The organism is Nocardia sp. NPDC041819, assembly GCF_055590505.1.
Window position 1 is genome coordinate 456,071 of the sequence record NZ_JBVJAP010000002.1, and the last position, 18,266, is coordinate 474,336.

Annotated in this window: 12 protein-coding genes and 1 riboswitch; of the genes, 3 read left to right on the forward strand and 9 right to left on the reverse strand. The window is 69.1% G+C overall.

Annotation, left to right across the window (positions count from 1 at the left end; all coding sequences use genetic code 11):
* Nucleotides 1-2: 2 nt before the first annotated feature.
* From ACZ6DL_RS08830 to ACZ6DL_RS08855, 6 genes are all read right to left on the reverse strand, one after another.
* The gene (locus tag ACZ6DL_RS08830) at nt 3-1,943 is read right to left on the reverse strand and encodes a fumarate reductase/succinate dehydrogenase flavoprotein subunit (protein ID WP_466050009.1); all 1,941 of its coding nucleotides are present in this window, start codon (nt 1,941-1,943) and stop codon (nt 3-5) included.
* 25 nt (nt 1,944-1,968) lie between these two features.
* Entirely contained in the window at nt 1,969-2,799 is an 831-nt protein-coding gene (locus ACZ6DL_RS08835) for a hypothetical protein (RefSeq protein ID WP_393231756.1), read from the reverse strand.
* Between the two features lie 1,127 nt (nt 2,800-3,926).
* Nucleotides 3,927-4,214: a hypothetical protein gene (locus ACZ6DL_RS08840; protein ID WP_040871251.1), complete on the reverse strand. Its 288-nt coding sequence runs from the start codon at nt 4,212-4,214 to the stop codon at nt 3,927-3,929.
* 197 nt (nt 4,215-4,411) lie between these two features.
* Complete coding sequence (locus ACZ6DL_RS08845; RefSeq protein WP_466050010.1) at nt 4,412-5,374, reverse strand: alpha/beta fold hydrolase; 963 nt, start codon at nt 5,372-5,374, stop codon at nt 4,412-4,414.
* Nucleotides 5,375-5,710: 336 nt separating this feature from the next.
* Complete coding sequence (locus tag ACZ6DL_RS08850; protein WP_466050011.1) at nt 5,711-7,666, reverse strand: acyl-CoA dehydrogenase family protein; 1,956 nt, start codon at nt 7,664-7,666, stop codon at nt 5,711-5,713.
* 149 nt (nt 7,667-7,815) lie between these two features.
* On the reverse strand, nt 7,816-8,997 hold the full coding sequence (locus tag ACZ6DL_RS08855; protein ID WP_466050012.1) for an AAA family ATPase: 1,182 nt from the start codon (nt 8,995-8,997) through the stop codon (nt 7,816-7,818).
* Between the two features lie 169 nt (nt 8,998-9,166).
* On the opposite strand from ACZ6DL_RS08855, the gene ACZ6DL_RS08860 reads away from it, so the two are divergent.
* The 3 genes from ACZ6DL_RS08860 (at nt 9,167) to ACZ6DL_RS08870 (ending at nt 10,889) form a co-directional block, all read left to right on the forward strand.
* Nucleotides 9,167-9,424: a hypothetical protein gene (locus ACZ6DL_RS08860; protein ID WP_466050013.1), complete on the forward strand. Its 258-nt coding sequence runs from the start codon at nt 9,167-9,169 to the stop codon at nt 9,422-9,424.
* Between the two features lie 218 nt (nt 9,425-9,642).
* Nucleotides 9,643-9,812: riboswitch (cyclic di-AMP (ydaO/yuaA leader) on the forward strand.
* A gap of 78 nt (nt 9,813-9,890) precedes the next feature.
* On the forward strand, nt 9,891-10,481 hold the full coding sequence (locus ACZ6DL_RS08865) for a C40 family peptidase (RefSeq protein WP_040871243.1): 591 nt from the start codon (nt 9,891-9,893) through the stop codon (nt 10,479-10,481).
* A gap of 3 nt (nt 10,482-10,484) precedes the next feature.
* A complete protein-coding gene (locus ACZ6DL_RS08870) occupies nt 10,485-10,889 on the forward strand; it encodes an RNA-binding S4 domain-containing protein (RefSeq protein ID WP_245549225.1) in 405 nt (134 codons plus the stop codon).
* 49 nt (nt 10,890-10,938) lie between these two features.
* Here the strand turns inward: ACZ6DL_RS08870 and ACZ6DL_RS08875 are convergent, their stop codons facing one another.
* The 3 genes from ACZ6DL_RS08875 to ACZ6DL_RS08885 are packed head-to-tail and all read right to left on the reverse strand — an operon-like array spanning nt 10,939 to nt 18,181.
* Entirely contained in the window at nt 10,939-12,819 is a 1,881-nt protein-coding gene (locus ACZ6DL_RS08875; RefSeq protein WP_466050014.1) for a fatty acyl-AMP ligase, read from the reverse strand.
* The gene (locus ACZ6DL_RS08880; protein ID WP_466050015.1) at nt 12,816-17,888 is read right to left on the reverse strand and encodes an SDR family NAD(P)-dependent oxidoreductase; all 5,073 of its coding nucleotides are present in this window, start codon (nt 17,886-17,888) and stop codon (nt 12,816-12,818) included. Before ACZ6DL_RS08880 ends, ACZ6DL_RS08875 begins: the two co-directional genes overlap by 4 nt.
* Entirely contained in the window at nt 17,885-18,181 is a 297-nt protein-coding gene (locus ACZ6DL_RS08885) for an acyl carrier protein (RefSeq protein ID WP_051175699.1), read from the reverse strand. Before ACZ6DL_RS08885 ends, ACZ6DL_RS08880 begins: the two co-directional genes overlap by 4 nt.
* Nucleotides 18,182-18,266 lie beyond the last annotated feature (85 nt).

Here is an 18,266-nt window from a genome sequence, read left to right on the forward strand (position 1 = left end):
CGTTACGCCTCTCGCTCCGTCGAATGCCCGGCCGCGGCCGGGTGCCCGGCGAGTTCATCCGGGGTGTAGTACTTCTCGAGCTCGCCGAGATCGAAGAGGGCGAGCAGGTCCGATCGCATAGGTTGCTGATCCTTGCGCGTCACGGTGACGCCCGGGATCGGATCGCCGGCCGTGCTCGGATCCACCGCGCAGACCAGTAGTTTGTTGCGCCAATCGGGATCCATCGACGGGTGGTCGTCGCGGGTGTGCCCGCCGCGGCTCTCGGTCCGCAGCAGCGCCGCGTGCGCCACGCATTCACTGACCAGCAGCATGTTCTGCATATCGAGGGCGAGATGCCAGCCGGGATTGAACTGGCGGTGGCCTTCCACGGTCACCTGACGGAACCGGGCGCGCAACTCGGCGAGCTTGTCGATAGCCTCACGTACTTCGTGTTCCTTGCGGATGATGCCGACCAGGTCGTTCATCGTCTGCTGCAGATCGGTATGCAGGGTGTACGGGTTCTCGCCCTTGCCGTCGGCAGGAGGATCGAACGGAGCGACGGCGGCCTTCGCGGCCTTCGTGACGTCGTCCTCCGAGACCGACGGCCGCGCGCCGAGCTGCTCCACGTAGGCGGCGGCCCCGAGCCCGGCCCGGCGGCCGAATACCAGCAGGTCGGACAACGAATTCCCGCCCAGGCGATTGGAGCCGTGCATGCCGCCGGAGCACTCGCCCGCGGCGAACAGTCCCGGCACCGTGGCCGCGCCCGTGTCCGGATCGACCTCGACACCGCCCATCACGTAGTGACAGGTCGGCCCGACCTCCATCGGCTCCTTGGTGATGTCGACGTCCGCGAGTTCCTTGAACTGGTGGTGCATCGAGGGAAGCCGCCGCACAATCTCCTCGGCGGGCATCCGGGAGGCGATGTCGAGGAAGACGCCGCCGTGCTCGGTGCCGCGCCCTGCTTTGACCTCTTCGTTGATGGCGCGGGCGACCTCGTCACGCGGCAGCAGATCCGGCGTGCGGCGTGCGGAGTCGTTGTCGCGCAGCCATTGGTCGGCCTCTTCCTCGGTCTCGGCGTACTGCCCTTTGAAGACCGGCGGAATGTAGTCGAACATGAACCGCTTGCCCTCGGTGTTCTTCAGCACCCCGCCGTCACCGCGCACACCCTCGGTGACCAGGATGCCCTTCACGCTGGGCGGCCAGACCATGCCGGTCGGGTGGAACTGCAGGAACTCCATGTTGATCAACGTCGCGCCCGCGCGCAGCGCCAGCGCGTGGCCGTCACCGGTGTACTCCCAGGAATTCGAGGTCACCTTGTACGACTTGCCGATGCCACCGGTCGCCAGCACCACCGCCGGGCTCTCGAACAGGACGAAGCGGCCGGATTCGCGCCAGTAGCCGAACGCGCCGGAGATGCGGTCGCCGTCCTTGAGCAATTCGGTGATGGTGCATTCGGCGAAGACCTTGATGCGCTTCTCGTAGTCACCGGTCTCGGCGAAATCCTCCTGCTGCAGCGAGACGATCTTCTGCTGCATCGTGCGGATGATCTCCAGGCCGGTCCGGTCACCGACGTGAGCCAGCCGCGGGTAGGTGTGGCCACCGAAGTTGCGCTGGCTGATGCGGCCGTCGGGCGTCCGATCGAACAGCGCGCCGTAGGTTTCCAGTTCCCACACCCGATCGGGCGCTTCCTGGGCATGCAGTTCCGCCATGCGCCAGTTGTTCAGGAACTTGCCGCCGCGCATCGTGTCCCGGAAATGGACCTGCCAATTGTCCTTTTCGTTGGCGTTGCCCATCGAAGCCGCGCAGCCGCCTTCGGCCATCACGGTGTGGGCCTTGCCGAACAGCGATTTGCACACCACCGCGACCGACAGCCCGTGCTCTCTGGCTTCGATGACCGCTCGCAATCCGGCGCCGCCCGCTCCGATCACGACGACGTCGTAGTTGTGCCGTTCCACTTCTGCCATGCAGAAAAACTCCTCGATGAGGCGGTCAGTCGATGAACCGCAGATCCGAAATCGTTTGGCTGGCAACCAACATGACGTAGAAGTCGGTCAGCACGAGCGTGCCGAGAGTGGTCCAGGCCAGCGCCATGTGCCGGGTGTTCAACTTGGAGACCTGCGTCCAGAACCAGTAGCGCACCGGATGGCCGGAGAAGTGCTTGAGCCGTCCGCCCGCGATATGCCTGCACGAGTGACACGACAGCGTGTACGCCCAGAGCAGGATCACGTTGACCAGCAGCACGATATTGCCGAGGCCGAAACCGAAGCCGCCGGATTTGCCGTGGAACGCGACGATGGCGTCATAGGTATTGATCACCGAAACGATCAGGGCCACATAGAAGAAGTAGCGGTGCGCGTTCTGGATGATCAGCGGCAGCCTGGTCTCGCCGGTGTACTTGGCGTGCGGCTCGGCCACAGCGCAGGCGGGCGGCGAGAACCACACCGACCGGTAGTAGGCCTTGCGGTAGTAGTAGCAGGTCAGGCGGAAGCCGAGCAGGAAGGGCAGCACCACGAAGCCCAGCGGCAACAACACCGGCAGTTCGCCGAACGGGGTGCCGAAATGGCTGGAACCCTCGACGCAGGAAGTGCTCAGGCACGGTGAGTAGAACGGGGTCAGATAGTGGTAGTCCGGAACCCAATACGCCGTGCGCACATACGATCTGACCGTCGCGTAGATGACGAACGCGGCGAGTCCGAGCACCGTGACGAGTGGGGGGATCCACCATCGGTCGGTGCGCAATGTGCGTTCCGAGATCCGGGCCCTTGTTCTGCTGAAAACGCCGGTGCCCGCTTCCGGGGCGGCGGTCGGTGCGGCACTCACAGGTGGATGCCTCGCTGATCTTGTGTGCGGGTGGTCATCGTTACCTCCGCAATCGAATGTGATGCTGAGCACCATACGACACGTGCGCTATGGATCGAGCGGGGTCTCGACAAACCAAGCGCGCCGTCAACCGTATGATTTGCGCCACATTCCGCGTGCCGCTTGATTGCTTACGCCGCGTAGCGGGCTAACCGGACTTTTCGAACTCGACTCGCGCGAAACAAGTTTCGGGCGAGGTGGTCGCCGATACCGGATGGGGTGATCGCGCCGGGCGCTTCGAGCTCGCGGCAACGATGCGGGTCGGCTGTGGTATCGGCTCCGATCGAGGAACTCGCCCTCACCGATTTGCGACCCGGTCGGCGGCGCGGGTGATTCCAGTGCCTGCGGCCCTGGGCGTCGCGTCCGCCGTCTCGATTGCCGGTCGAACCGGCCCGGCATAAATTTGCCGGTCGAACCGGCGCCGCACCTTGGTTACCCGTCGAACCGGCGGAGCGCTCGATTGGCCTGTTGAAGCGGGCTCGCGCTGGTCGAACTGGGTCGCGCTGGGTGGCCGTTCGAACCGGCCCGGCATAAATTTGCCGGTCGAACCGGCGCCGCACCTTGGTTGCCGGTCGAACCGGCGGCGCGCTCGATTGCCCCGTTGAAGCGGGGTCGCGCTGGGTAGCTGGTTGAAGCGCGGTTGCGCTGGGTGGCTGGCTGAAGCGCGGTTGCGCTGGGTGGGTGGTTGAACCAGCGTCGCGCTTGATGGCCCCATTCAACCGGCTTGGCACTCGGTGACCCGGATCTACGCAGGCCGTGCGGGGGAAGTGCCGCCTCAGGCCATCGGTATGACATTCGACCCCGGGATCGATGTGAGCGGCGATGGTGAGTCGAGCGGTCACGGGACACACGCCGGTCGAGCGGGTGTCAACGACGGCGGTCGATCGCGCTCGAGAGCGGCCCAGCCCCCGCAACGTGCCGATGTCGTGCCCGAGCTATGGCGCACGCAGACACCGCGCACCGAGGGCCGTGGATTTCGGCCATGATCGGCGCCCTGTTCGAACGCGGCCCCCGCTGACACGCGGGGCCCGGCCGCCGCCGGGCCGCAACGCACCGTGCTGGGCGGCGTCGCGCCGCCCAGCACGGGATTACTTCGTCCGCGGACGGGAGTGGAAGCCGAGCCCCTCGTCCTGCGCGCCCATCCAGGCGGCCTCGTCGGACTTGCTGTCCGGCACGTAGATGACGTCCTGGGCGCTGCGCCGCACCTCCGGCGGCGGTGACTTCTCGAACTCGTCGGCGTCGATGACGAGCCGCTCGAGGTCGTTCTCCAGCCTGCGTACCGTGCTGGCGTCGCCGTACTGGTTGCGCAGTACGCCGATGGATTGCCGGAGCTGGCCGACCGCGTAGCGTAGTTCCGCAAGTTCGCTGCGTGTCATCGAGACCTCCTGAATTCCCTGGCGGATATGCGAACTCGATGCCGTGGTGCACGGTTGCCCCTTTGCCTCGGACCGCGCGACATCGAGTTGTGTGACCCACCACACAACGTGATCTACAACACAGTACAGAAAGATTTTGTTCCTGGCTCGTGCTGGGCCGAAATCAGATGATTGCCCCTCGGTTGCCATAGGTCATGTCAGCAGGCGGCGGCGTACCCGGTGGCCGAGCATGCCGCGGCGAAGGCTCGTTCCACGAGTCCGGCGATGGACAGTGCGACTTCTTCGGCCCGTTCGAGCATCACGCTGTGGCCGGCGCCCTCCAGGCGGACCAGCTCGGCGCCGGCCAGTTGAGAGGCCAGTGCCACCGAGTGCGCGAAGGGGAAGATGATGTCCGCAGACCCTGCCAGCACCAGCGCGGGGATGACACCGAGGCGGTGCAGGGTCGCGGTCTCGTCGAAGGTGATCAGCGAGTGCAGGAACCCGGCCATGGTCAGCAGCGGCGTTTCGTTCAGCATCGCGGTGGCCAGCGCGGTCATGCGCGGACTCGCCTTCTTGGTGCCGAATTCCGCCTCGCGCAGGATCGGCGTGCACAGGCGACGAGTCAGGCGCCTGGACGCCTGCATCACGCGGGGGGCGCGGGTGACGGCCACTTGCAGCGAGTTCACCGCCCGCCGGTTCAAAAGGCGCGCCAGCCCGACCTCGGTGATTCCGGCGGCCGCGGCCGCGAGCAGTCCGACGCCGGTGATCCGCGTGCCGATGGCCTCGGGATGAAGCCGGGCGTAGGCGAGCACCACCATGGCGCCCATCGAATGGCCGACCAGTATCACCGGCCCGGTCGGCGCGACCGCGCGCAGCACGGCGTCCAGGTCGTGGCCGAGCTGCTCGATGGTGTAGGTCGATGGGTGCGCCGCCCCGGATTCGCCGTGGCCGCGGTGGTCGTAGAACACCATCCTGGTGTCGCTCCCCCACTGGCGCAGCAGCAGATCACGCAGGTAGGACCAGGATTCGGTGCGCAAGCAGTGGCCGTGGACGAAGACGACGGTGGCGGTGGCGTCGTCGGCGCCGAAGACGCGGACCGCGAGGGGAATGCCGTCATCGGCCGACACCATGACGCGGTGGCCGTCGTGATCGGCGGCGCTGCGGGCGATGCTCGTGGACATGGCACTCTCCTGTGAGCGAGGCGCATGATCGGCGCTCCTGCCCAGTTGTCGGACTGGATTTCCGCGCCGTTAGCGGCCCACACCTGCCGTTACGCACACGTTGCGCAATTGAGGCTGCCGGTCGATCGGGCAGCCGTCAGGCGGGCTCACAGGAAAATCTACGAATCAATAGCTCAGAAACTAGATTCCTTTAGATTGTGCTGCGCACCTGCGGGCTTCCGCGGCGAGCGGCAAGGGGAATCTGCGTCTTTCTAGGAGAAATCCGAGACTTGCGAATATTGGGCGAGCGACCGCCCGCCGCGGCCCACGTCGGGCGCCGCGACGGGCGGTCGGCGATCAGGACCCCGCGCGGGGGCGCGTAGACGGCAGGAACGGGCGCAGGAGGTTTTCCTCCGTCGACGGACCCATCTGCCACTCCGCGATCCACGGTCCGGTTCCCTCGCTCGGGTCCAGCACGCCCTCCTCCAGCCACTCGTAGCGGCCGTCGAGCACGCCGCGGGTGAGGGTGCGGTCGTCATCGTCGGTGTTCTCCCACAGCGAGTCGAACAGCCTGCGCACGCGCACACGGGACTGCCTGCAGAAGGCGTCCGCCAGTTCTTCGGCCGCCTTGCTCTCCGGCGCGTCGGCGGCGCGCAGTGCCTCGGCCCGTACGCAGGCCGCCGACATGGCGAACAGCTCGGCGCCGATGTCGACGATCCGGCCGAGGAAGTTCTGCCGGTATTCCAGGCCCGCCTGCCAGCGGCCCATCGCGTACATCAGCGACCTCGCCTGCTTGCGCGCACTGCGCTCGACGAACCGCAGGTGCCGGGCCAGTACGCCGAATTCGGTGTACGCCGCGGGCACCGTCCCCGCTCCGACCGCCAGCTGCGGGAACCACTTGGCGTAGAAACCCGTCGCTCCGACCGCCGCCTTCGCCTTGTCCTTGAGCTCGGCCTTGCGGTCGACCAGCGCGCCCGCGGCGGCCATGTGCGCGTCGGCCATCTCCCTGGCGATCAGCAGTCGCATGATCTCGCTGGAGCCCTCGAAGATGCGGTTGATCCGCAGATCGCGCACCAATTGCTCGGCCGGAACGGCCCGCTCGCCCCGCGCGGCGAGCGAAGCCGCCGTCTCGTAGCCGCGTCCGCCGCGGATCTGCACCAGTTCGTCGGCGATCTGACAGCTCATCTCGCTGGCCCACAGCTTGGCCAGCGCGGCCTCGATCCGGATGTCGTTGCGGCCCTCGTCGGACATGGTCGCCGACAGATCCAGCGCCGCCTCCAACGCGAACGTGGTGGCCGCGATGAAGGCGATCTTCTGCCCCACGGCCGCGTGCTCGCCGACCGGCCTGCCCCACTGCACGCGCTGGGTGCTCCACTCGCGCGCGATCTTCAACGACCACTTGGCGGCGGCGGTGCACAGGGCGGGGATGGCGAGCCTGCCCGCGTTCAGCGTGGTGAGCGCGATCTTCAGGCCGTCGCCCTCCCGGCCGATCAGGTTGCGCTTGGGTACCCGGACGTTGTGCATCCGGGTCAAGCCGTTCTCGATGCCGCGCAAGCCCATGAAGGAGTTGCGCCGCTCCACGGTGATGCCCGGTGAGTCGGCCTCGACCACGAAGGCCGAGATGCCGCCGCGATGCCCCTCGCTCTTGGGCACCCGGGCCATCACCACCAGCAGTTCGGCGACCACGCCGTTGGTGGTCCACAGCTTCACGCCGTTGAGCACGTAGGCCTCGCCGTCTTCGGTCGGCGTCGCGGTGCTGGCCATCCTGGCCGGGTCGGAGCCCACATCGGGCTCGGTGAGCAGGAACGCGCTGACCGCCCCGGCCGCGCAGCGGGGCAGGAATTCGGCCTTCTGCTCGTCGGTGCCCGCCAGCTTGAGCGGCTCGGGCACACCGATGGACTGGTGCGCCGAGAGCAGGACGCCGAGACTCGGGTGCGTCGAGCCGACCAGCATCAGCGCGCGGTTGTAGCCGAGTTGGGAAAGACCCTGGCCGCCATACGATTGTGGAATCTTCAGACCGAAGCAGCCGAGCTCGGCCAGGCCCTTGACGTACTCGTCCGGGATCCGGCTCTCCGCTTCGATCACCGATCCGTCGATGGACTCGCACAGCGTGCGCAGCCGGGACAGGAACGCCTCCGTGCGCTCGGCGTCCTCGGGGCCGGGCTGCGGATACGGGTGGATCAGGTCGAGCCGGAACCGTCCCAGGAACATCTCCTTGGCGAACGACGGCTTGGCCCAGCTCGTTTCGCGGGACTCCTCGACCAGTGCGCGGGCCTGTTCTTCGGTGGCGTCGACTTTCGCGGCTGTCGCCATGATGTCCTCCCTCGGACGTGATCAGGATCACATCCGAGTGTAGGAGGGTTTGTTACCCATCGGTAGGGCTGCTGGTCGAGATAAATCTACGAATATCTATTGATCTTGGAAGATATGGCCATAGTCGGCAATGCGCCGCCGGACGACCCTCAGACCGAGCGCAGGTACCGGCCGAAGTGCGGGACCGTGAAGCCGATCGTGCCGCGTTCGGCGGAGTAGATCAGCCCTTTCTTGATCAGGCCGTCGCGGGCGGGGGAAAGGGAAGCCGGTTTGCGGCCGAGTTCGTTGGCCACCGCCGCGGTCGCCACCGGGCCGTCGTCGCCGGCCAGGTCGGCCATAGCGCGCATGTATTCGCGTTCGGCTGGTGTAGCCCGCTCGTAACGGGACCCGAAGAACCCGACCGCCAGCTCCTCCTCGGCGGCGGGTGAGGCCACCTCGACGTCCTCGGCCGTGATCGGACTCTCGGGCGCCTGATCCCAGGCGGCCTTCCCGTAGGCCTGCACGAAATACGGGTAGCCATCGGCCTTGCGGTACAACGCGTCCAGCGCTTCGTCGGTGAACTTCACGTCTTCGCGCTGGGCCGGCGCGATCAGCGCTTGGTCGGCGGATTCCCGGTCCAAGCGGTCGATGCGGTGGTAGCTGAACAGTCGCTCCGAGTAGCTCTTCGAGGCGGAGAGCACTGCGGGCAAGTGTGGCAGGCCCGCGCCGACCACGATCAGCGGCGCGGCGTCCTGGCTCAGTTCGTGGCACGCGCCGCAGATCGCGGAGACGTCCGCGGGCCCCAGATCCTGCATCTCGTCGATGAAGATCGCGATGCCGACGCCGATGTCGCCGGCCAGCGCCGCCGCCTCGACCAGCAGTTCCACCAGATCGATCTCGATGTCGCCGGAATCGGCCCGACCGCTGACCGCCGGTACGTCGATGCCGGGTTGCCAGCGTTCCCGCATGCCCTTGTCCGCGGTGGCCCGCAACGCGAAAGCCTTGAGGATGCCGAGGAAGTCGTCCACCCGCTCCGGATTCCGGTGCGACGTGGCGATCGCTCGCGCCGCCATGTGCAGCGCCGAGGACAGCGGGCGGCGCAGTTCCTGGTCCGGTCGCGCCTCGATCTTGCCGGTGCCCCAGCCGCGGGATATCGCCGCGGAGCGAAGCTGGTTGAGCAGCACCGTCTTTCCGACCCCGCGCAAGCCGGTGAGCACCACGCTGCGTTCCGGGCGCCCACGCGCGACGCGTTCGAGCACGATGTCGAAAGCAGTGAGTTGCTTGTCGCGCCCGGCTAATTCGGGTGGGCGCTGTCCCGCTCCGGGGGCATACGGATTCCGCACGGGGTCCATGCCCTGACACCGTAGCGCGTTTCGTCCGGATAATCTGGGCGCGTCTACGGCGTGTCCTAGAGAGCCCTAGCGGTCCGTATTGCACTATTGCTCTCGTCGCCGGTTCCCTAGGCTGGTGGCGGTTCGCCAGAATGGTCGCGCGGTATCGACGCGCGGGAACGGAGGGGGCATGTCCGACGAACCGAACCCGCCCGGCCTCGCCGAAGTGGTCAGGTCCTGGAATGTTCCGGCGGGGGCCACGGTGGCCCAGCGCATCCGGTCCAACATCCTCGTCGCGATCGAACGCGGCTACGACGATCCCCAACTGGTCGCCGATCTCGCGGTCGGGCCGCTGGTCATGGCGCTCGGCGGGCTCGAGGTCGAACTGGCCGAGGCGCGCCGCAGGATCGACGAGCTCGAGCGCGCGGTGCACGGCTCGCGGTCCTGACCCGGTGCCCGTACGGGGCGAGGTTGTCCTTTCGGTGACCGGCCCCGCCCACCGAGATCCGGTCGTGACCCGAGTCCCTATGGCCGTTTTCCGCCTATGGTGTCGCGGCCCCGGCGGTGATGGAAAAGTCGCAGCTCTGTGCGCTGGACAACATCGCGTCCGCACCGTAATCTTCTCGTGACTTAGTGGAACAAGTCGCTTCGTAAGTGAAACGGCGCCACTAGTTACCGCCTTAACGGCTGTCGGGGCCAACTGGTCTCGGCTGTCGTGCCGGGGACCCACAGGTTCGTCTGGGGTGAATCCTTGCGGCCATTTTCGGTTGCGAGGTAGGGCCGCTCTCCCGGTCCGAACCCGTCAGCTAACCCGGTCGGCGGGAGAGCAGCAAGATCGGAGACGTAGCTCGGTGGGTAAACACAGCTTGCAACGGGATTCTCGGGTTCCGAATTCCGTCAAGGGTGCGATTGTCATGGGTGCGGTGGCCGCGACCGGCGCCATGCCCGCGATTCCGGCCATGGCCGCGACCATCAACGTTCCCGGTGTCGGCAATTTCGACGTTCCGCAAGAATGGGAACAGCCGGTCCAGCAGCTCAATCAGCAGATCCAGCAGGCGCTCGCGGCTGCCCCCGCCGCTCCCCAGGCGCAGCAGCAGGTCGCTCCGCAGGCTCCCAATTTCGCGCCGATGCTGCCGGGCCTGTTCGGCCAGCAGCAGAACTCCCCGGGCGATATCGCCCTCGACGCCGCCAAGACCAAGGTCGGCGCCCAGTACTCCTGGGGCGCCGCGGGTCCCAGGGCCTTCGACTGCTCCGGCCTCGTCCAGTGGGCGTTCCGCCAGGCGGGCGTCGAACTGCCCCGCACCAGCTTCGAGCAGTCGCACGTCGGCGCACCGGTCGCCTACCACGACCTGCAGCCGGGCGACATCGTCATCACCAACGGCGGCGGTCACGTCGGCATCTATGCGGGCGACAACAAGCTGCTGAACGCGGTGCAGTCGGGTACGCCGGTGTCCTACACACCGCTGCGCCCCGACATGGTGGTCACCGCACGCCGTATCGTCTGACGAGTGGCCCGCGCCGAATCCGGCATCCAGAGCACTGCGACCCAGGCCCGCGTCGACTCGTGGACCTGGGCGGTGCGCCTGTTCAAAACCAGATCCGCTGCCGCGGAGGCATGTCGCGGTGGGCACGTCCGGGTGAACGGCGCGACGGCCAAGCCCGCCCAACCCGTACGCCCCGGTGACGAGGTCCGCATCCGGGCCGGCGGCATCGAACGCATCGTCATCGTGGAGCGGATCGTCACCAAGCGTGTCGGCGCTCCGATCGCCGCGCAATGCTTGATCGATCGCAGTCCGCCTCCTCCTCCGCGCGAGATCGTGGCGAGCCTGCCCCGTCGCGACCGCGGCGCTGGGCGGCCCACGAAGCGTGAGCGGCGCGAGACCGATCGCCTCATGGGCCGAGCCGATTCCTGAACGAGCGCGTCCTCGTCAGGACCGTTCGCTCCGCGGAGATTCGCTGGCTTCAGATCATGGCGACCGGCTGCAGCCGGCCCGCGAGGTAGCGGGCCCTGCACTCGCCGCGGCGGAGCTTGCCGCTGCTGGTCTTGGGAATCCGTCCCGGCTCCACGAGCAGCACCGCACCGGGCATCACCTCGTGGATGGACGCGACCGCGGTGCGGATGCGCCGGGCCAAGGCGAACAGTTCGATGGTCTCGCAGCCGCCGAGCGTGACGAGTTCGGCGACCACGACCAGGTCTTCGCGAAGCCCGTCGTCGTGCCCGAACGCCGTCACGTGGCCCGGCCGGACCTCCCGGGCGCATGCCTGCACCGTCGCCTCGATATCGGCGGGATAGTGATTTCGACCGTCGACCACGATGACATCTTTGCGGCGGCCCGCGATGTAGAGCTGCCCCTCGTGCTGGAATCCGAGGTCGCCGGTGCGCAGCCAGCGGGCGGCGCTCCCCGGCACGGTGGCGCGGAAGGTCTCCTCGGTGGCATCCGGCCTGCCGAAATACCCGTCGCACACATTGTCTCCGGCTACCCAGATCTCGCCGACGCGCCCGGCCGGCAGCACGGTCCCGGCCACCGGATCGACGATTCGCAGCTCCTGCCCGACGGGTGCGCCGCACCCGACCAGCGGCACGCCGTCCCGGTATCCCGGCGCTGCCTCGGGTAGCGCGACCACGTGTCCTTCGGCCAGCGCGGCACGGTCGAAGTGCTGCCACACCGGGTCCGCGTGCTGGTCGCAGACGGTGACCGTGAGGGTGGCTTCGGCCAACCCGAAGCCAGGGGTGTGCGCGTGATGGCGGAAGCCGTATGGGCCGAAGGTCTCGGTGAATTCGGTGAGCGCGTCGGCGCGGACCGGTTCCGATCCGTTGAGCACGAGGTCGAGCCCGGACAGATCCAGCCCGGCCCGCTCGGCGGGGGTAGTGCCCGAGACCGCGAGCTTCAGGCCGAAATTGGGACACCCCGTGGTACCGGCGCGGTAGTCGGAGATCGCGCGCAGCCAGCGGACGGGGCGCTTCACGAACTCCGCGGGCGCAAGCGTGATGCCGTGCACGCCCAGGAACAGCGGCAGCGAAAGGCCGAGAATCAACCCCATGTCGTGGAAGAACGGCAGCCAGGACACGACAGGCCGATCGTCCGCGACCGACACGGCATGCCCGAGCTGCGTCAACGCCGTGGCGAGGTTCTCGTGGGTGACCCGGACACCGGCGGGAGACTTGGTCGAGCCGGAGGTGTACTGCAAGTAAGCGAGTTCGTCGCCCACCGGGTCGATGACGGGCGCGGCCGCGAAGTCCACCGCGGCCGAACCCGTGATCGAAGCGGCTGCACGCATGCCCGGCGTACCGGAAGGTGCCTGCGCTGATTCCGTCTGCCGCGCGACCGCATCCGCCGTCGCGAGCACCGGATGGGTGCTCGACTGAATCTGATCGGCCGGATCCCACTCCGCTACCGAGAGGGTCGCGGGCAAGGTGAGTATCCGGCCCAGCGCGGGACCGAGGATCGGCGCGGTGATCTCGTCCCGCGCCGAGAGCAGGCTGAGTGCGGGCCGGGCGTCGGCCAGGACGGCGTGCAGGCGGTCGCGGTTGCGCGCGCCCGTGGCCGGGAACAGGGGCACCGCGACTCGATTGCTGTACAGGCAGGCGAGGAACGCCACCGCGTAGTCGATGCCGTGGGCGCAGAGAAGGGCCACTCGGTCGCCGGGCGCGCTCTCCTGCCGTAGTCGTGCGGACAGCGCGCCCGCCGCGGCGTGCAGCCGGGCGTAGGTCAGCGTGAGGGGCACCCGTTCCTGCACGCGGAAGCGCAGTTCGGTGAACGCCGGCTCGTCCGGCCGGATGGCGGCCCACGCGGCCACCGACGTCGCGAGGCCATTGCCTGCCGGGTGCGCGTCGCTGCTCACGAGGCGTCTCCGGTGTGCGTGGCGACACGCTCGAGCAGGGCCGCGCCGAGGGCGGTGATGGTGGGGTGCTTGAACAACTCCGCGGTGGCGATCCGGACGCGCAGCCGCGATTCCAGATTCCGTCGCATCTCGATCGCGAGCAGCGAGCTGAGCCCCAGCTCGTTGAAGTCGGCAGCGGGGTCGATGTGCTCGGCGGACAGATCGAGCGTGCTCGCCAGCACCCGGCGGATGATCGTGGTCAGCGGTTCGGTCGGCTCCGCGGGCGCGGGCTCGGTCGCGGTGTGCCGGGCGGAAACGATGCTCGAATCCGGCGTCGGCGCCAGCAAATTCGCCAAGCGCACCGCGACCGGGGACGCGTCGGTCGTCGGGGTGTACTCCAGGGCGAGCAGGTACGGGCCGTCGTAGCGCAGGGCCTGGGACAGTACGGCGCTTCCGCGCCGCAGGTCGAACGCCCCGATGCCCGCGCGCCGCAGATGGGCCGCCCCGCCGGCGGCCGCGGCGAGGCCGGAATCCCACAGCCCCCAGCCGACGCTCAGAATCCCCCTGCCCGGATCACGCTGTGCCAGGGCGTCCATCGCCGCGTTGGCGGCGGCGTAGGCGGCTTGCCCCGGCGCCCCGAGCGCACCGGTGGCCGAGGAGAACAACAGGACGAAATCCGTGGCGTCGGGCGCGGTGAGCTCGATCAGATTGCCCGCCGCGGTGGATTTGGGCAGGAACGTCCTGGCCACCTGGCCGGTGGTGACCGCGTCGAATCCGGCGTCCTCCAGCACGCCCGCCGCGTGCACGACGCCGCGAATCGCGGAGTCGGAGGCCCGGATATCGCTGAGCGCGTTAGCCAGATCGTCCCGGTCTGCGGCGTCGCAACGCACCACGACGATGCGGTCCTCCAAGCCGTCGAGCAGCGCGGGCACCGGGCGGGGCGCGCGGGTCAGCACCACCACGTCGCGCGCGCCTGCGTCGAGCAACCAGCGCACGGCGACCGAACCGAGCGTGCCGAGCCCGCCGGTGACGACGTAGGTTCCGTTCGCGTCGATGCCGGCGACCGGCAGGGCGCGCGCTCGCGCGGGCGCGAAGCACCGTACCGCGACCTCGCCCGCCGACAGGCGCAGCTCGCCGGGAATCGCGCTGCCGGTAGCCGTCACCAGACGGGTGAGCGGCGGCAAGTTCCTGAGGTCGGGGTCGGCCCAGATCAGCCGTACCGTCCGGCCCGTCTCGAGTTGGAGCGAGCGAACCAGCCCGGCGATCGCGGCGGGGACGATCGAGATCGGCGCGCCGGGCTCGTCGGGCCGCGAGAGTGCGCGCGCCGCCTCCAGCAGCGGCAGTACGACCGTCACGGACGCGGTAGCGGCGTGGGCGCAAACCAGTTGCAGCAGTTCGAGGACGCGACTCGTCGCCGCGGCGGCGTCCTGGTCCTCGCTCCCGCCGGAGTCCGCGGGCCAGACGGCCACTACGGCGTGGCCGCCGCCGCGCCCGGTGAGAACCGCGGCGACGAGCGGGCACGCGTCGTCCGGTTCGCGTGCGATCCGCTCGGTCGGCAGTTCGGCGTCCAACGCGTGGGCGAGCCGTACCGCGAGATCCGAAGCGCCCACCACCACCGCGCGCCGCACGAGGCTCTCGGCCGCGTCGCCGATCCCGAGCGAGCCGGGATCGCGAGCTTGCCAAACCTCGTGACGGAAGGGCGCGATCTGCGTTTCGTCGGCACGTACCGTGCGAAGTGGGTCGAGCCCCTCCTCCGTACCGGGGTCGGCGTAACGGATGCGCACGCCCGAGAAGGCGAGACAGGGCACGCCGTGCTGGTCGGTCGCGATGACGTCCCCGACCAGTCCGGTGTCGCCGCGCTCCCGCACCAGCGCGTGCACCTCGAGCACGTGGCGATTCGGCTCGTGCGACAGCCAGGCCGAGTCGATGCCGATCGGCAGCGGAATCGATGCGGTGGGCAACTCGTCGAACACCGTCGCGGCGAGCACGTGCAAGCAGCCGTCCAGCGTTGCGGTGCGATGCAATTCAGCGGCGTCGAACAGGCCGAGCGCGCGTCCGGTACCCGCCGCGATACCGCGCAGCGTGCGAAACCGGGGACCGTACTCCAGCCGCCTGCGGCGCAATTCCTGGTAGAAAGCGCCGGTGGTGATGACGCGCATGTGGTGCCGGGCGGCCCGGTTTGCGTCGACCACCCGCATCCATGCGACGATATCCGCGGGTGTGGGGTCACCGGCGGGCCGGGCCGAAGCCAGCGTCCCGGTGCCCGTGACCTCCGCCCGCACGCTTTCCTCCGCTCCCGGCCCGCGGTAGACGACCTCGGCCAGCACGGCCGGATCGGTTCGCTCGTGCACGGCGAAGTCGGCCAGGGCGGCCGTCCCGGCGGTGTCCCGGGCGAGTCGCAGCAGCCTGCGCAGCCAGAAGACGGCGGGGACGATGCCCTCGCCCTGCACCACGTGATGAGCGAGATCCTCGGCGGCGAACGCGGATTCGGGAACGTGCGCGCTCGCCGGCCCGGCCACCAGCAGCGGGAACTTCCGCTTGCGCCACTGCCGCGGTGCGAGCGGGCCGAAGGGGCCGAGCGCGGACCAATCGACCGGCCGCCCCTCCAGGTACAGCCGCGCCAAGCCGGTGAGAAAGCCGCTCGCCTCGTCATCGCGCAGCGCCACGGCATGCGTGCCGTCGCGGAAGTCCGGATACTCCCGCACCGCGGGAAGCAGCAACGGATGCGGGCCGATCTCGACCACGGTCGAGATGCCGTCGCCCGCCGCGCGTTCCAAGGCGGCCGCCAATTCCACCGTGCCCGCCGCGTTCTCGGACCAGTAGTCGCGGTCCATCGCCGCCGTGGTGAGTTTCATGCCGCGCCGCGCCGTCGAGTACACCGGTACGCGCGGTGTCCGGGCGGTGATCTCGGTCAACGCCGCGACGAAAGGCGCGAGCACGGTAACGACCTGCGGGCTGTGCGCGGCGAAGTCGACCGCGAGCTTGCGCGCGAACATGTTGCGGCGCGTGGCCCGCCGCACCAGTGTGTCGACATAGCGTGGCGTGCCGGACACGACCACCGATCTCGGGCCGTTGACCGCGGCGATGGCCACCTCCGCCCGCATCGGCTCCACGAGTTTGGCCGCTTCGTCCGGGTGCGCCTCCAGCACCGCCATCGCGCCGTGCCCGTCCAGATGCGCCAGGGTCGCGCTGCGCAGCACCACCACGCGCGCCGCGTCCGCGACCGACAGCGCACCGCTCACCGCCGCCGCCGCGATCTCACCCAGGCTGTGCCCCGCCACCGCGTCGGGCCGAACTCCCCACGCCGCCAGCAGCTTCACCAGCGCCATCTGGAACACGAACAACGCGGGCTGCACGAGATCCGTGGCTTGCGTCTCGCCCGAGGAGGCGAAACCGTGGCGCGGTGTCCACACTCGCGGCCCGCCCGCCGCCACGATAGCGTCGGTCGTCTCGGCGAGCGCGGCGGCGAAGACCGGATACCGCGCCGCCAGCGCGCGGCCCATCTTCGGATGCTGGCCGCCTTGTCCGGAGAACAGGAACAACAGCCCGCCGCGGCGGCGGTTCGCCACGGGGCCGAGCGCCGCGCCTGCGTCGCCGCCTCCGAAAGCGCGCAGCCGGTGCACCGCGTCGGCGTGATCGTGCGCGAGGACCGCTGCCCGGGCCTGCTCGGGAAGCGATCGCGCCGCCGCCGAGGCGAACTCGCGCAGCGGCGGCCGCGCCTCGTCCAGTTCGACGGCCAGCCGCTGTGCGCGTTCGCGCAATTCCTCCTCGTCGCGTGCGGTGAGCGTCAGCAGAATCGGGAAGTGCTCGGCACGGTCGGACCGGGCCGGGTCGACGCCGCGGAGCACGATGTGCGCGATCGTGCCGCCGAATCCGAACGAGCTGACGCCCGCCACGCGCTCCGGAGCGGCCACCCGGCTCCAGTCCACCGGCTCGGTCGGCACACGCAGGCCGCGCTCGGCCAAGTGCAGCAGTGGGTGTTCGGTGTTGACGTTGATCGTCGGGGCGATCATCCCGTGGTGGATGGACAGTGTGGTCTTCACCATCCCGGTCACTCCGGCGGCGGCCTCCAGATGCCCGATGTTCGACTTCACCGAACCGATCCAGATCGGCTCCCCGGCGCTGTCGCCGAGCGCGGCGGCGAGCGCGCCGACTTCCACCGCGTCGCCCAACGGAGTACCGGTGCCGTGACATTCGATGTAGCCGGCGCGGCTCGGCGCGCTCCCGGCCCGCGACCAGGCGGTACGCAACGTCTCCTGCTGCGCACGGCCGTTCGGCGCGTACAGGCCGTTCGAGCGCCCGTCCGACCCGACAGCGCTTCCGACGATCTCCGCGTAGACCCGGTTGCCCTCGCGTACCGCGTCCGAACTGCGTTGCAGCACCACCACGGCGCAGCCGTCGCCGCGGGTGTAGCCGTCGGCGGTGACGTCGAACGGCGCCGACCGCCCGCCGGGTGACAGGAACCCGCCCTCGGCCAGGTAGTTCGAGGTGTGCTCCAGCAAGACGAGATTGACGCCGCCCACGATGGCGAACGGGACCGTGCCGTCGGCGAGCAGCCGGACGGCGAGGTCCACCGCGGCGAGCGAGGACGAGCAGGCGCTGTCGAGCACCAGGCTCGGCCCGTGCAGATCGAGCACGTACGACAGCCGGTTGGCGATGATGCTGAGCGCGGACCCGGTCACCGCGTAGGGCGCGTCGTGGCCCGGGCGGCCGAGTACCGCGATGCCGTGGTCGTATCCCGAAGCGCCGAAGACGACGGCTGCCCCGGAACCCCGTACGCGATAGCCGATCCCGGCGTCGTCGAGCGCCTCGACCGCGACCTCCAGCGCGAGCCGCTGCTGCGGGTCCATGAGCGCGGCCTCGCGGTCGGAGATGGCGAACCAGTCGTTGTCGAAGGACTCGACGTCGTCGAGGTACCCGCCGTGGCGGGAGCCGAGCCGCCCGGCGGGCGGGGTGGACGTGGCGTCCCGGCCCTCGATCAGCAGCTGCCAGAACTCGGCGGCGCTCGCCGCTCCGGGCAGTCGGCAGCCGATGCCGATGACGGAGACGGGTGGATGCGAGCAGGCGGGGTCGGTGGGCGCGCCGCTCATCGCATCGCGAGATACTCGACAAGCTGTTCGATGTCCGGATGGTCGTAGATCGCGGTCAGCGGAACCTCGACTCCCATGGCGTCTTCGAGATGGGCGGTCAGCCTCGCGAGTTGACTGGAACCGAGGCCGAGATCGGTGAAGGGCGAACTGGTCGACACCGCGGCGGCGTCGACGCCTAGTAGATCCGCGACAGCCAGGACGGCGGCGCACGTGAGCGCGGTGCGCCGGCTATAGCCGAGCGAACCCTCGTTCTCCTGTGCGCCACTGTGCCCGTCCGGAAGACTGGGCCGCATCGCGTCCTCCCTCCCCGTCTCCCCGGCTGCTGTTACCCACTCGAGATCGGTACCCCCGCGATTATGCCGGAGAAATCGTCCTGAG